This window comes from Kitasatospora sp. NPDC048662 (assembly GCF_055587065.1).
Map to the genome: position 1 here is coordinate 510,070 of NZ_JBVJHA010000003.1, position 15,003 is coordinate 525,072.

Below are 15,003 nucleotides of genomic sequence, written 5' to 3' on the forward strand. Positions count from 1 at the left end.
ATCCATCGGGCATATGCCCGAATGCGCTAGGGTGGCCCGTTCTCCCGAGCTGTCGTCAGGCCGGCTGTTCGCTCCGTTCCCCCTGGTCAGCGGGTTCGTTCCGGTCCACCGGCCCGTCCTGGCCGGGGAGTTCGCGCAGGCGCGGGATCGGCGAGAACAGCACCCACAGCCCGGAGGCCACCGCTCCGATCGCGGCGATCCAGAGTGCGGGGCGCAGGCCCAGGGCGGAGCCGAGCAGGCCGCCGAGCAGTGAACCAAGCGGCCGCACACCGTAGTTGACGGCCTGGTAGGCGCCGAACACCCGGGAGCGCAGGGCGTCCGGGATGCAGGCGGCGAAGATCGCCCCGGCCGAGATGTCGAGGATCATCACACCGGCGCCGGACAGGAATTCGGCACCGAACAGCAGCGCGGCGGCGGTGCCGACCGAGCCGCCGGCCAGCGGGATCAGCAGCAGCGGCGCGGGGAACAGCACCAGGCCGAACAGGAAGGCCGGCCCGACGCCGATCCGGGCGGCCAGCCGTCCGGTGACCGCCGCGCCGAGCAGCGCACCGACCGCGGCGGCGGCCAGCACCGAGCCCAACAGGCCTGCGCTGAAGCCGAGTTCACGGGTGGCGTAGAGCACGAACAGTGCGCTGATGACGAAGGTGAACAGGTTGACGGTGGCGGTGCCGAGCAGCGCGGCCCGCACCACGGGGGAACGGCGGATCCAGCGCAGCCCCTGGCCGGCCGAGCCGCGCCCGGCCTCGGCGGGCGGCGGCTCCGCCGCCTCGATCCGGTGCAGGAACAGTGCGGACGTCAGAAAGGACGCCGCGTCCACCACCAACGCCAAAGGAGCGGCCAGCAGTTGGACCAGCAGGCCGCCGAGGCCCGGGCCCGCCACGCAGCTGGCCGCGCGGCTGCCGTTGATCAGCGCGTTGCCGCGCAGGTACTGGCCGGCGGGGACGAGCGCGACGAACAGCGGCAGGTTGCAGACGTTGAAGAACACCGACAGCGCGCCGACCGCGAGGACCACCGCGTACAGCTGGAACAGCGTCAACAGGCCCGCGGCCCAGGCGATCGGGACGGTCAGCAGCACCGCGGCACGGCCCAGGTCGGTGGCGATCATCACCCGGCGGCGCCGCCCGTAGCGGTCGGCCCAGCCGCCCGCGTGCAGCGACAGCAGCAGGTACGGCAGGTAACCGGCGGCGGCCAGGTAGCCCATCTGCGCGGCGTCGGCATGCAGGGCGGAGACCGCGATCAGCGGGATCACCAGCAGGGTGATCTGGTCGCCCAGCGAGGAGATGCTCTGCCCGGTCCAGTACCGGCGGAAGGCCGGCTCGCGCAGCAGCTCGGGTATGCGTGGGCGACCGGTCACGGCCGCACGTCCGTCGGGACGGCCAGTTGGATCAGCTGGACGGGGCGGGCACCCTCCGGGAGAGCGTCCGCGCGCTCCACGTAGGGGCGGGTCAACTCCTCGATCCGGGTGAGGAGTTCGGCGAGCTCCTCGGCGGTGACCCGGACCACGGTGTCGCCGAAGCCGGCCGCCTCGCGCCACTCGGGCGGATCCTCGGCGCGCTGCTCCAGCCAGGCGGTGGCGCGGGCGAAGTAGCCGTCCAGCACGGCGCGTTGCAAGGTGTCGACGGCGGCGGCCTGCTCCGGGTCGGCGGGGGAGGCGTCCCAGCTGGTGAACGTGGCCGTGGCCCGCCAGGGCTTCTCCCGGCCGCGCCCGCCGCCGGCCTCCTCGACCAGCCCGTACTTGGCGAGCTGGCGCAGGTGGAAGGAGCAACTGGCGACCGACTCGGTGCCGATCAGCTCCGCGGCGCGGGTCGCGGTCAGCGGCCCGTGCACGCGGAGCAGGCCCACCAGGGCCATCCGGGTCGGGTGGGCGTAGGCGCGCAGGGCGCGCGGATCGGTCAGCCGGACGGCCGACGGCTGTTCGCTCATGTATCTAAAGCTATCTTTGGAAAGAAGCCTTTACAAGAGGAACAGCCGCCGGCCGGTGCTGGATTCAGGAGGCCGGGCCCACCTTGACGGTGGTCAGCTTGCCGCCCTGGGTCTCACGCACGACCTCGATCCGGGTGTTGGTGTCCGGCACCTTCACCCCGAGCTGCGGGATCGCCGGGTCGCTGTACACCCCGCTGTGGTCGTTGAACACCGGCACCGCCGGCTCCGAGGGCACCTTGGTCGCCACGCCCGCCTTGTGCAGCGTGAACGCGTCGGTCTTCTTCAGCGAGAACGTCGCGTCGTAAGGCTGCGAACGCCCGTTGCTGAGCGAACCGTCCGCGAACCGCAGCGCCTTCGGGTGCGCGTCCACCGGCAGGATCAGCCCGCCGCCCAGGTGATCGACGGTGTTGTTGTCGCCGTAGGAGGTGTCCCACAGCCACACCAGCACGCCCTCCTGGTACGGGTAGGTGTCGATGACGTCGCCGCGGCCCGGGACGTCCCGGTAGCCGAAGTTGTACGGGCCGGTCTTCAGGAAGGCGCCGTACCCGACGTAGCGGCGGTTCTCCACCAGGTACGCCCGCGGGTGCTGCTTGACGGCGTCCTTGCCGTGGATGACCGAGAACCCGACGGCCGCCCAGTCGCCCGGGCCGCCCTCCGCGCCGTCGGCCAGCAGCACCGCGCCGTCCGCGGTCAGCTTCACCGCGTCCACCAGCACGCCCTTGCCGTGGGTGTTGGTGTCGGAGGTGACGTGGAAGCGCACCTGCACCTGCTTGCCGAGGTAGCCGTCCAGCGGAAGGTGCAGCTGCCGCCAGCCACCCGAACTGCCGCTCAGGCCAGGGGTGTTCGCGGGAGTGTCGCCGATCGGCTGCCCGTCGACGGTGCCGTGCAGCGGCGTCCAGCTCTTCCCGCCGTCGGCCGAGGCCTCCACCGTGAAGAAGTCGTAGTCCTGCTCGGTGTCCCACCAGGCGGCGGCGTCCAGCGCGGCCGAGCCGGTGGTACGGGTCAGGTCCACGGTGCGCGCCAGCGAGGCGTCCATGTTGTCGCCGGTGTCGCTCCACCACTGCGCGCCGCCCTCGAACGGGTCGGCCAGCGTGGTGGTGGTCGAACCCGGCGGCAGGTGCACCAGGACGGCCTGCGCCTGGTCCGTGTTGTAGCCGGAGACGCCCAGGGTGTGGCTGGAACGGGTGGCGGCCTGCGCCTCGTCGTAATTCAGCCAGCCCATCTGCAACTTGCTCCAGGCGTCCAGGTCGCCCGGGTACTCGCCGGTGCTGTTGCGCCCCTTGCCCAGGTACGAGCCCGAGGACATCAGCGACCAGAAACTGACGGAGTTGTCACCGCCGTTGGTCGAGTACAGGTCCGGCAGGCCCAGGTTGTGCCCGAACTCGTGGGAGAACAGGCCCACTCCGCTGTTCTCGCCCGCCTGCACGTAGTCGTACACGTACAGGCCGGTGTCGCCGACCGGCGCGCCGCCGATCCGGTTGCCCTCCGGGCCGGTCCGGCCGGACGGGTCGGGGAAGGTCCAACTGCGGTGCGCCCACAGGGCGTCGGCGCCCTGCGCGCCGCCGCCCCAGGTCTCGTCCACGCCGGCGTGCACCACGATCACGTTGTCGAGGTAGCCGTCCGGCTCGTCGAAGTTCCCGTCCTTGTCGTAGTCGTAGCGGTCCTGGACGTCGTACTGCGCCAGCTCCGCCTTGACGTCCGCCGCCGAGCGGCCCTTGGCGATCTCGCCGTCGTACCAGGCCTTGGTGGCGTCCCGGACGAACTCCTGCGCCTGCGTCCAGGCGCCGCCGCCCTGCGGGCCCTTGTTGGAGCCGTACCGGGCCTCGTTCCACGGCAGGGTGACCCAGTCGGTGACGGTGCCCTCGATGTCGTACCGGCCCGAGGACTGGGTGCGGTAGAAGTTGCGCATCGAGTTCGCGCCCGGCGCGTCGTCGAAGAACATCTTCTGGTAGAAGCTGCGGCTGAAGTCGCTCTGCCAGTAGGTGTGCGTGTCGTTCGAGCCCGGCTTGGCGATCTGGTTGTGCTGCGGGCCCGGGGTGCCGCCGTAGCGCGGCTTCCCGTTGTACAGCGTGGAGTTGTCGACCTGGTCGCCGAACTGGGCGAGGATCACGAAGACCTTGTCGGTGCGCTGGTGCGCGAGCTGGACGTAGTCGTTGCCGATCTTCACCTTGGCCGGGGTGGTGCCCTTGTCGCTCCTGGCGACCTTGCCCTGGTTGACCTGCTCCATGGCCTGCGCCTTGAGCGCCTGCCGGGCCCGCTCCTGCGGCGGCAGCGGGGACGACGGGGCCTCGCGGCCCTCGGACGCCGACTGCGGTGCCGGGGAGGACGGTTGGGCGGACGCCGGGACGGCGGTCAGGGCTATCGCGCCAGTGGTCAGCGCAGCCAGGAGGGCTGTGGGGAGTCTGCGCAAGTCCCGCTCCTTAGCGGAAGGGAAGGTAAAGGAATGGGGGGTAATATTTCACATGTCATGCATCACGCGGAAGGGGTCGCGCCCAACTCCCGTCGCAGGAAGTCCAGTTCCACCGCCGCCACCCGCTCCAGCTCCCCGTCCGGCAGCATGTGGCTCACTCCCGGCAGCGGAAGCACCGCGTGCGGACGGCCGGCCCGGGTCAGCGCCTGCGACAGCAGCAGCGTGTGCGAGGGGTGCACGTTGTCGTCGGCCAGCCCGTGGATCAGCAGCAGCGGACGGGTCAGTGACGGCGCGTCGGCGAGCAGGCAGTCCGCCTCGTACCCCTGCGGGTTCTCCTGCGGCAGCCCCAAGTACCGCTCGGTGTAAGCGGTGTCGTACAGCCGGAAGTCGGTCGGCGGCGCACCCGCGCTCGCCGCGTGGAACACGTCCGGCCGGCGCAGCACCGCCATCGCCGCGAAGTACCCGCCGTACGACCAGCCGCGCACGCCCACCCGGGACAGGTCCAGATCCGGGTGCGCGGCGCCCAGCGCCTGCAGGGCCGCTACCTGGTCGTCGATCGCCACCTGCGAGAAGCGGCGGAAGATCGCCCGGGTGAACTCCGGTGACACAAAGGGCGTTCCGCGGTTGTCCACGGTCACCACCGCGAAGCCCTGGTCGGCCCACCACTGCTTCAGCTGCCAGCGGCGCGGCTCGTGCGCGACCGCCTGGTAGCCCGGGCCGCCGTACACGTCCAGCAGTACCGGCAGCCGCCGGCCTGCCACGTGCCCGCGCGGGTACAGCACCGCGGAGGGCAGCCCGTGCTCGGTCACCCTGGCCAGCAACGGCGTGGGACGGTACGGGAGTTCGGCCGCAAGGTCGGGGAAGGCGGTGCGGATGCCGTGCCGGCGCAGCTCGCGCCGGACGCCGTCGAGGGTGGCCGAGGTGAGCAGCAGCACGCCCTCGCCGTGCGCGGCCACCGTGTGCACGCCAGGGCCCTCGGTGAGCCGCTCCGGGGCCCCGCCGTCCGGGTCCAGCAGGAACACGTGCTGGTCGGCCGGGTCGCCGTCGCCCGCCTCGACCAGCAGGCCGCCCTGCCACGGTCCGACCACCCGGCGCACCTGGAGCCGCTCGTCCGTCAGCGGCTTGCCGTCCAGCGCCAGGCCGCGCGCCGCAGGGGTGTCCGCCGAGGTCAGCACCCTCCCGTCGGGCAGCCGCAGCGGGGTGCCCGGCAGCGGGTCCACCCAGAACTCGTCCTCGGTGCAGGAGAGTTCACGCGTGACGCCGGTGGCCGGGTCGGCGCTCAGCAGCAGGATCCGCTGCTGGAGCCGGTCCGCGACGGTCAGCAGGATCTCTCCGTCGCCCTCCCAGCCGGCCGCCAACACGTACGGGAACTCGGCGTCGTCCCAGCGCAGTTGGGTGCGGGCGCCGGACAGGCGCAGCACCCACAGCTGGACGTCCGCGTTCGGGCCGCCGGCCTGCGGGTAGGCGAAGGTGTCCGGCTCCTGCTCCGGGTGCGCCGGATCGCCCAAGTGCCGCAGCGGCAGCGGAGATTCGTCCACCCGGGCGGTCAGCAGCGCGGTGCCGTCGGGCGACCACCAGTGGCCCCGGGTGCGGCCCAGCTCCTCGGTCGCCGCGAACTCCGCCACGCCCCAGCGCGCCCCGTCCGCCGGGCTGAGCCGGCCGCCCGGCGTCAGGTGCAGCGCGTCGTCGGCGACGTACGCGACGAGCGAGCCGTCCGGGTTCGGGCGCGGGTCGAACGCGGGCCCCGCGACCGGGAGTTCGGTGCAGGCGCCGGTCCCGGTCTCGCAGCGGAAGAGCCGGCCGTCGAGGGCGAAGATCGCCGTGGCGAGATCGGCGGTGGCGGCGAACGAGCCGATGCCGGGCGCCCAGAGCCGGATCCGCTCGCGCAGGCGGCGCTCCACCGCAGGCAGGTCCGCGATCGCGCCGGTGCGGTCGGGCGCGAGGTCCAACGGGTCGGCGATCAGGCGTTCCTGACCGTCCGCCAGGTCATAGCTCCACAGGCGCTCGACCGGGTCGGTCGGGCCGGTGGAGCGCAGGAACAGGGCGCGGCTCGCGTCGGCGGCGAGAGTGACCGCGCGGGGTGAGCCGTAGCTGAAGCGGCCGGTGGCGGCGCTCAGCGCGAGGAAGGGGTCGGTGTGGGTCACCTGCTGAATGGTGGCCCGAGGAGGCTCGATTATGCCAGATGTATGACATGTGAAATTTCACACAGCACCAGCACCAGCACCAGCACCAGCACCAGCGCCCGGCCGGTCGGCCATCGGTCGGGCGGCGCCATGTGGACCGCAACCGCCTGGACCGCCTGAAGTGCCCGAGCTGCCTGAACTGCCTGAGCTGGCTGAGCTGCCCGAACTGCCTGAACTGCCTGCACGAACACCGATGACGGGCCATCCGGGTGGGGGAGCGGGTGGCCCGTCGGGGGTGCTCAGTGGGAGGCGCGGAGCTGCTCCAGCAGCATGCCCTGGTCGGCGAGCAGCTCGGTGAGTATCCGGCGGGCGGTGCGCAGCAGTTCGGCGACGTCGGCGCCGGCCAGCGCGTAGACCACGGTGGAGCCCTCACGGGTGGCGGTGACCAGCCCGGAGCGGCGCAGGATGGCCAACTGCTGGGAGAGACTGGACGGTTCGACGTCGAGCTCGGGCAGTAGCTCGCGGACGGGCGTCGGCCCCGCCTGGAGCAGTTCGAGCACTCGGATCCGGACCGGATGGCCGAGCATCCGGAAGAAGTCGGCCTTGGCCTGGTACAGCGGTACGGGCATGCTTCCTCCCCTTCTGTCGTCGGCGGCCCACGGGCCGCCGCTCCGTACTCAGACCTCCAGGGACGACTCGATCCGCTTCAACTGGTGCCGGGCCATTGCCAGGTTGGACCGGCTGCGGTTGAGCACGAGGTAGAGGAACAGCCCGCGCCCGCCGGCCGTGGTCAGCGGGCGGATCAGGTGGTACTGCCCGGTCAGGGTGACCAGAATGTCCTCGATGCCGTCGTCGTGGAGGTTGAGCAGTTCCATCGCCCGCATCTTGGCGCGCACCAGGTCGGTGTTGGCGGCGGCGGCGACGTTCAGATCGATCTCCCCGCCGTCGCCGAGAGTGCCCAGTGCCATCCCGCTGCCGTAGTCCACCAGGGCCACCCCGATGGCACCTTCGATGGTCATGGCTTCCTTGAGCGAGGTCTCGAGATTCGCCATCGCCTGTCCTCCTGTCGTGGGGTTCGGTGGCACGACTGTAGGAACCGGACCGCACTGCGGCCATCTGCCGACCACAATCGTTCGACTCTGGTCGCAGGTTGATCTGTCGCCGCCGATTCGCCGACCACATGAAGACATTTGCAACTCTGGATGTGAACAGTTCACGTAAGTGCGATTTCTTCGGTCGGCCCTGGGGAACATCCGCGAAACCCGCCGAACGCAACCATCCCTGCACGGATCATCCCTGCGTAGATGAACTCCCTCGGAGGCCGCCCGAACACAAACGGACCCGCCCCGAGCCGGACGCACCCGCCCCGAACACGACGCACCCGCCCCGAGCCGGACGACAACCCGCCCGAAACGTGACGGAGCCCGGGAGCGGTATCCAGCTCCCGGGCCCCTGAGGTGCCACCCAATTGCTCTGCGCCGGCACATTTAAGGCCGAGGGTCACTCTCACAACGTCGTGCTTTGCCATTGAAGCTACCGCGCCGCGGAGAGGCGCAGGCGGGAGTCGAACCCGCATCCGACGTTACCGGCCCTCGACCGGTCGATCCGGCGCTCGGCGGCGAATGCTGAGACTTGAGCGAGAGTCTGAGATTGACGGGGTTTGCCTCTGCCAAGTTGGGCCACCCCGGCGCGCGTTGGTGCCGGGGGGAGGACTCGAACCTCCACCGTGTACCCCGAAGTCAGCTTCAACTTCAGTGTCAGCTTGCGCTTTTCGCGCCACCCCCGGTCTCACCCGGGGGGCTCATGGGGCTACCCGAACAGGTAGCCGAAAACGGCGTCGCCGACCCGGCGGTCGGTGACCTCCTCGGCGTTCGCCTCCTCGCGGGCGAACTGCACCGCCTGCTGGAGCTTCTCGACCCGCTCCAGCAGCTCGTTCACCCGCCGCGCGGGCAGCGCGCCGGAGAACTTCACGGTCGTCCAGTACCCGATCGCGACGTCCTCGTAGTAGACCTCGACCTGCGCCGGGTGCTTCTCCGTCGCCTCCGCCTTCACGTGGTTGCGCGGCACCTTCTTGGTGCGGATGGTGCGCACCGCCTCGGTCTTCCACGCGTCCGAGGACGGGTCGTGCGACCAGGACTCGGCGGCGTCCAGCACCGGCAGCTTGCGGACGAACGTCCGCAGGTCGGTCAACTGCTTCTCCAGGAACAGCAGGTAGGTGACGGGCACGCCGGCCACCAGCGTCCGCCCGTCCACCACCACGTCCGCCCGGGCCTCGGTATTGGCCCAGTCCTTGGTGGCCGTCACGTCGAACAGCCGGGTCAGCGTGGCGGCGGTGGCGCGCAGCACGTCCTCCGCCTTGACCTGGACCCGCGTCGACTCGGGCGGCAACTGCTCGCCCTCCTCGTCCTTCGGCTGGTACGACCGCGAGATGCCGGCCAGCAGGGCGGGCTTCTGCAGATCCTGGTGAGCCTGCGTCAGCTCCTGGAACGACTTCGACTTGACGCCTTTTTCCACGGCGATGATCTGGTTCAACTTGGCCACGGCGAGGACGCTAGCGGAACGCGAGTTCGACCCGCACCCGGTTTTCCGCACCCGGGCCGGACCCGCCAGTACCCACTCCCGCGCCCCCTTCCCGATCTCTCCCGCACGCCCTCCCTGATCCCTCCCGCACCCGCTCCCTGATCCCTCCCGCAGGCCCTCCCCGATTACCCCCGGCACCCGCCCGATCACGCTTCGCACCATTCACCGCCCATTCGCCGCCCACCCACCGCCCGCCCATTTCAGCTGCCGGAAAAGTCTGATGTTGATGTCACTCCAGACGGGTAATCTCAGGCTGAGATGCTCGATCACCACACCCCAAGCACCCGCTGCGCCCCGTCGCCCTCCAGGGCCACGGCCCCGCAGCCGCAGGCGTCGCCGTCTGCGCCCCCGTCCAGCCACACCCACGGGAAGAAAAGGTGACGCCAGTGCACGGCAGCCCCACGCCCGAAGAGCAACTCAGCCCCGCCGAGCGGTACGCGGCCTCCCGCGAGCGCGCCAAGGTGCAGGCCACGGCCCTCTACGGCTTCCAGCAGTTGTACGACTTCCCGCTCGACGACTTCCAGGTCCGCGCCTGCGAGACGCTGGAGAGCGGTAAGGGCGTCCTGGTTGCCGCCCCCACCGGCAGCGGCAAGACCATCGTCGGCGAGTTCGCCGTCCACCTGGCGCTGGCCGCCGGCCGCAAGTGCTTCTACACCACGCCGATCAAGGCGCTGTCCAACCAGAAGTACGGAGACCTGGTCAAGCGCTACGGCGCCGCCAAGGTCGGCCTGCTCACCGGCGACAACTCCGTCAACGGCGACGCACCGGTGGTCGTGATGACCACCGAGGTGCTGCGCAACATGCTGTACGCGGGCTCCAGCGCCCTCGACGGCCTCGGCTACGTGGTGATGGACGAGGTGCACTACCTCGCCGACCGCTTCCGCGGCGCCGTCTGGGAGGAGGTCATCATCCACCTACCCGAATCCGTGACGCTGGTGTCGCTGTCCGCGACCGTCTCCAACGCCGAGGAGTTCGGCGACTGGCTGGACACCGTGCGCGGCGGCACCGAAGTGATCGTCTCCGAGCACCGCCCCGTCCCACTCTGGCAGCACGTGATGGCCGGCAACCGGATGTACGACCTGTTCGCCAGCCCCGACCGGGACGGCCGCCCCAAGGGCAGCCTGAAGAACCCCGCCAAGGCCGTCAACCCCGAACTGGTGCGCCTGGCCCGCTCCGAGAGCGACCGCGGCCGGGACAGGTTCGCCCGCGGCCGCGGCCGCTCGATGCCCGCCGGCCGCCCCGGCCGGGTCTGGACGCCGGGCCGGGTCGACGTGATCGACCGGCTCGATGCCGAAGGCCTGCTGCCCGCGATCACCTTCATCTTCAGCCGGGCCGGCTGCGAGGCCGCCGTCCAGCAGTGCCTCAACTCCGGCCTGCGCCTGAACCGGGAGGCCGACCGTCTCACCGTCCGCCGCTTCGTCGAGGAACGCTGCCGCGACATCCCCGACGAAGACCTCAACGTGCTCGGCTACTTCGAGTGGCTCGACGGCCTGGAGCGCGGCATCGCCGCCCACCACGCCGGCATGCTGCCGCGGTTCAAGGAAGTCGTCGAGGAGCTCTTCGTCAAGGGCCTGGTCAAGGCGGTCTTCGCCACCGAGACGCTCGCCCTCGGCATCAACATGCCCGCCCGCTCGGTGGTCATGGAGAAGCTGGTCAAGTGGAACGGCGAAACCCACGCCGACATCACCCCCGGCGAGTACACCCAGCTCACCGGCCGGGCCGGCCGCCGCGGCATCGACATCGAGGGCCACGCCGTGGTCCTGTGGCAGCGCGGCCTCGACCCGGAGGCACTGGCCGGCCTGGCCGGCACCCGCACCTACCCGCTGAAGTCCTCCTTCCGCCCGTCCTACAACATGGCCGTCAACCTGGTCGGCCAGTTCGGACGGCACCGCTCCCGCGAACTGCTGGAGACCTCCTTCGCGCAGTTCCAGGCCGACCGCTCGGTGGTCGGCATCGCCCGCCAGGTGCAGCGCAACGAAGAAGGCCTGGACGGCTACCGCGAGTCGATGACCTGCCACCTCGGCGACTTCGACGAATACATGTCGCTGCGCCGGCAGCTCAAGGACCGCGAGAACGAACTCGCCCGCGAAGGCTCCTCGCAGCGCCGCGCCTCCGCCATCGAATCCATCGAGCAGCTCCGGCCCGGCGACATCATCCACGTCCCCACCGGCAAGTTCGCCGGCCTCGCCCTCGTCCTCGACCCCGGCCTGCCGCCGGACAGCCGGAGCGGGCACGGCCGCGGCGGCCACCGCCACCCCGACTACCAGGACGGGCCGCGCCCCGTCGTGCTCACCGCCGAACGCCAGGTCAAGCGCCTCGCGATGATCGACTTCCCGCACCCGGTCGCCGCCATGGACCGGATGCGCATCCCCAAGTCCTTCAACCCGCGCAGCCCGCAGTCCCGCCGCGACCTCGCCTCCGCACTGCGCACCAAGGCCGGCCACCTCGAACCCGAGCGCTACCGCAAGGGCCGCGCCGCCGCCGCCGACGACCCCGAGATCGCCCGGCTGCGCGCCGCCCTGCGCCAGCACCCCTGCCACGGCTGCGACGAACGCGAGGACCACGCCCGCTGGTCCGAGCGCTACCACCGCCTGCACCGCGACACCGAACTGCTGGAGCGCCGGATGCGCTCCCGCACCCACACCATCGCCCGCACCTTCGACCGGGTCTGCGGCCTGCTCACCGACCTCGGCTACCTCAGCGGCGACACCGTCACCGAGGACGGCAAGCGCCTGGCCCGCCTCTACGGCGAACTCGACCTGCTCGCCTCCGAGTGCATCCGCGAGGGCATCTGGGACGGCCTCGCCGCCGCCGAACTCGCCGCCTGCGCCTCGGCGCTGGTCTACGAGGCCCGGCAGTCCGACGACGCCACCGCCCCCCGGGTCCCCGAGGGCGGCGCCAAGGACGCGCTCGGCCGGATGGTCCGGATCTGGGGCAAGCTCGACGCCCTGGAGGAGCAGCACAAGATCTCCACCGCCGAGGGCGTCGGCCAGCGCGAACCCGACCTGGGCTTCGCCTGGCCCGCCTATCGCTGGGCACTCGGCCACGACCTGGACTCCGTCCTGCGCGACGCCGACATGCCCGCCGGCGACTTCGTCCGCTGGACCAAGCAACTCATCGACGTCCTCGGCCAGATCCAGGACGCCGCCGGCGACAACCTCGAACTCCGCCGCACCGCCCGCAAGGCCGTCGACGGCATGCGCCGCGGCATCATCGCCTACTCGTCCGTCGGGTAACGGCAGCTGACACACCCAGGGCCCGGCCGCTCCTCCCGAACGGCCGGGCCCTGCGCTGTTGTCAGGTCCGCCTTCCCCACGTGCGGCCGACGAGCTTCGGGGATCTCTGACAGGCGGGAGTTGAGGTCTGCCGGCCCATCGGATCGGGGACGGTTCGGCTTCACAACCGGCCCGCGGGCGTGACACGGTGGAAGTGCCGGGTCAGGGGCGGAACGCCACGGCTCCGTAGCAGGAGGCTTGGGCATCGCTGACCGTGACCCCGGCGGGTTCGGCGTCGGGGCGCCAGCGCGGGGTGGGCACGATTCCGGGGTCGGTCAGGTTCCAGCCGTGGAAAAAGCGGGCGAACTCGGCGCGGGCGCGGGTTTGGACGTAGGTGCCGGACTCCCGGTACGCGCGGACGCCGCGAGCCGTGTCCTCGGGCGCGAAGTCGGGGGTGACGTGGGAGAGGACCAAGGCGCTTCCGGAGGCGCGGAGCCTGCGTTTGAACGCCTCCGCTATCTCGTACACGTCGTCGTCGGACATGAAGTGCAGAAGGGCGTTCATGCTGAGCGCCACCGGTCGGCCCAGGTCGATCACCCCGGTGGTCTCGACGGCGTCAAGGACGTGTTCGGGGTCGCGCGCGTCCGCCTGGATGTAGGCGGTACGGCCCTCCGGTTTGCTGTGCAGCAGTGCCTGTGCGTGGGTGAGCACGATGGGGTCGTTGTCCGCGTAGACGACTCGGCAGGACGGGTCGACCTGCTGGGCTATCTCGTGCAGGTTGGGCGAGGTGGGAATGCCGGTCCCCACATCCAGGAACTGGGTGATGCCGTGGTGGGCCAGCATCCTGGTCGTCCGGTGCATGAATGCCCGATTGGCGCGGGCGGCGATCGGCGCGTTCGGGAACACCGCGAGGGTCTGTGCGGCCGCAGCCCGGTCCGGCTCGAAGTTGGTCGTGCCGCCGAGGAAGTAGTCGTACATTCGCGCCGAGTGCGGGCGGTGGATGTCGAGAGTCACCTCGGCCCCGGGTATGTCGCCGCTTCCCCTGGTTTCGTCCGCCATCTGCTCCCCCAGTCCTCGGCGTGACCTCCTCCCACTATGCCCACACCTCCCAATGGGCAATCAAGGGCGGTCGGAGTCCGAAACCAGGCGCCATGGTCTGCCGCCCGATGCCTTTCCAAACTGATCGCATTTGAGCGGAAGTTGATGGTCAATCAGCTGACTGAGAATCATTCACTTTGTTTCACAGTGTTGTTGTGTGATCGGCTTCACGTTCGACGATCCGATGCGCTTCCATGTCGGTGCGGGCAGTAATCAGCCCACTACAGAAGCGACTTGCGACCGGCAACGAAGCCGGCCGCTAGGAGGAATCGAGCCGTGAACCAGTACGAAAAGGCGCCGCGGTCCCACATGAGGGAAGTACTGCGACGGTCGTATATCGCGTTCTGCGACAGTCACAGCGGTGTCTGGTTCGGCCTCGCCTGCGCCATGCTCCACGACGAGGATCGCGCCCTGCGAGTGGTCGAGGAGCTGAAGCGGCAGCTCCAGTCGCAGTGGAGTGCCGTGATGCGCGCGGAGCAGCCTGTCGATGAGGTGCGCAAGCTGCTCATCAGCCTGATCGGGGACGCCGTCGCCGAGGCCTTCATCGAGACCGGACAGCTGCCCCGCAGCCCGAAGGACGACCGCTCCGAGTGCATCCGCCACTTCCTCAAGCGGGTCCAGGATGAACTGGGCGACCTCGGTGGTCGTCAGGAGGTGGCCGAGGCGCTGCGGCGTCTTACTGAACGTCAGCGCACAGTGGTGGTCCTGCGCGACCTCCTCGCGCTCGAGTACTCGCTGATCGCCGAGCACCTGGACACCACCGAGACCAACGCGCGGACCACCCACCACCAGGCGATGCGCAAGCTCCGCCGCCTGCTGGGTGTGCAGGAAACCGCGAGCGAGGAGTGAACATGGGACGCGACCGCTCGGCATCCGCACCCGCACCCACCGGACAGCGGACCGGACCGGCCGACGGGGGACGCCGTGACCCGGCGGACCTGTCGCCGCGGGACCTGGCGGCCGCGGCCCGCAGCGCCTGGCGCCGCCTGTTCGGTGCTCCGCGCCCGATGGGCACCGAGCACCGGCAGGCGGCCCACGAACTCGGCCTCGCCGTCTCGCTCGTCCTCACCCAGCCCCAGGCGGCCCCGTCGTTGGAGCAACTGGCCAACAGTCGCCGCATTCACCCCGAGGGCGCGTTGGTCCTCGGGGCTCTGCTGCAGGTGACGGGCCGCCGGGAGGCCGCGCAGTTCTGGTGGGAGTTCGCCGCCGGCGCCGGCAGCTACACGGCCGCCAGCTGCCTCAACCTGCTGCACCGCAGCCGCGGCGAGCTCCAGGACGCCGACATGTGGCGGGACCGGGCCGAGGCGATGGCCGAGGAACCCCGCCCTGCCGTCACGCCCGTCGCAGTCGGCGCCAGTCTGCTCCCCGCACATGTGCGCGACGACATCATCGCCCGCTGCCACGAAGGCCTCGACGTCCACCTTCCGCCGCGGATCGCCGCCGTCATCCACCAACTCCCGGTCGCCGTGGACGACGAGGACTACGGCGAGGTCCCCCAACCCGATCCCTCACTGCTGCCCAACCTCACCGCCGCCGGCGCCGCCCACCCTGCTCCCGAGACCGCCCGCCGCGACGAACCCATCCTCTGGTACTACCGGCACCGGCATCCCTCGGAGGGCATCCTCACCGCCACCCGGAACCCGTGCGGCTGACG

The 15,003-nt window shown here is 70.8% G+C and carries 11 protein-coding genes; 3 read left to right on the plus strand and 8 right to left on the minus strand.

What is annotated here, in order from left to right:
• Positions 1-55: 55 nt before the first annotated feature.
• The 7 genes from ACZ6R9_RS12855 to ACZ6R9_RS12885 form a co-directional block, all read right to left on the minus strand.
• Entirely contained in the window at positions 56-1,354 is a 1,299-nt protein-coding gene (locus ACZ6R9_RS12855) for an MFS transporter (protein ID WP_465538188.1), read from the minus strand.
• Positions 1,351-1,923: a helix-turn-helix domain-containing protein gene (locus ACZ6R9_RS12860; RefSeq protein ID WP_380485828.1), complete on the minus strand. Its 573-nt coding sequence runs from the start codon at positions 1,921-1,923 to the stop codon at positions 1,351-1,353. Before ACZ6R9_RS12860 ends, ACZ6R9_RS12855 begins: the two co-directional genes overlap by 4 nt.
• A 64-nt stretch (positions 1,924-1,987) precedes the next feature.
• Positions 1,988-4,333, minus strand: coding sequence for an immune inhibitor A domain-containing protein (locus ACZ6R9_RS12865; RefSeq protein ID WP_465538189.1), 2,346 nt, complete (start codon positions 4,331-4,333; stop codon positions 1,988-1,990).
• A 62-nt stretch (positions 4,334-4,395) separates the two neighbouring features.
• Positions 4,396-6,477, minus strand: a complete 2,082-nt coding sequence (locus tag ACZ6R9_RS12870; RefSeq protein WP_465538190.1) for a S9 family peptidase — start codon at positions 6,475-6,477, stop codon at positions 4,396-4,398.
• Between the two features lie 278 nt (positions 6,478-6,755).
• Positions 6,756-7,085: an ArsR/SmtB family transcription factor gene (locus tag ACZ6R9_RS12875; protein ID WP_380485822.1), complete on the minus strand. Its 330-nt coding sequence runs from the start codon at positions 7,083-7,085 to the stop codon at positions 6,756-6,758.
• Positions 7,086-7,133: 48 nt separating this feature from the next.
• Positions 7,134-7,508: a hypothetical protein gene (locus tag ACZ6R9_RS12880; RefSeq protein WP_380485821.1), complete on the minus strand. Its 375-nt coding sequence runs from the start codon at positions 7,506-7,508 to the stop codon at positions 7,134-7,136.
• Positions 7,509-8,265: 757 nt separating this feature from the next.
• A complete protein-coding gene (locus tag ACZ6R9_RS12885) occupies positions 8,266-8,997 on the minus strand; it encodes a DUF7873 family protein (RefSeq protein WP_465538191.1) in 732 nt (243 codons plus the stop codon).
• A 425-nt stretch (positions 8,998-9,422) separates the two neighbouring features.
• Between ACZ6R9_RS12885 and ACZ6R9_RS12890 the strand changes: the two genes are divergently transcribed.
• Positions 9,423-12,272 (plus strand): DEAD/DEAH box helicase, encoded by a 2,850-nt coding sequence (locus tag ACZ6R9_RS12890; RefSeq protein WP_380485817.1) that lies wholly within the window; start codon positions 9,423-9,425, stop codon positions 12,270-12,272.
• 201 nt (positions 12,273-12,473) lie between these two features.
• Here the strand turns inward: ACZ6R9_RS12890 and ACZ6R9_RS12895 are convergent, their stop codons facing one another.
• Positions 12,474-13,310, minus strand: coding sequence for an SAM-dependent methyltransferase (locus tag ACZ6R9_RS12895; protein WP_465538192.1), 837 nt, complete (start codon positions 13,308-13,310; stop codon positions 12,474-12,476).
• Positions 13,311-13,625: 315 nt separating this feature from the next.
• On the opposite strand from ACZ6R9_RS12895, the gene ACZ6R9_RS12900 reads away from it, so the two are divergent.
• Positions 13,626-14,198 (plus strand): RNA polymerase sigma factor, encoded by a 573-nt coding sequence (locus tag ACZ6R9_RS12900; protein ID WP_380485814.1) that lies wholly within the window; start codon positions 13,626-13,628, stop codon positions 14,196-14,198.
• A gap of 2 nt (positions 14,199-14,200) precedes the next feature.
• Positions 14,201-15,001, plus strand: coding sequence for a hypothetical protein (locus ACZ6R9_RS12905; protein WP_380485812.1), 801 nt, complete (start codon positions 14,201-14,203; stop codon positions 14,999-15,001).
• Positions 15,002-15,003: the final 2 nt, after the last annotated feature.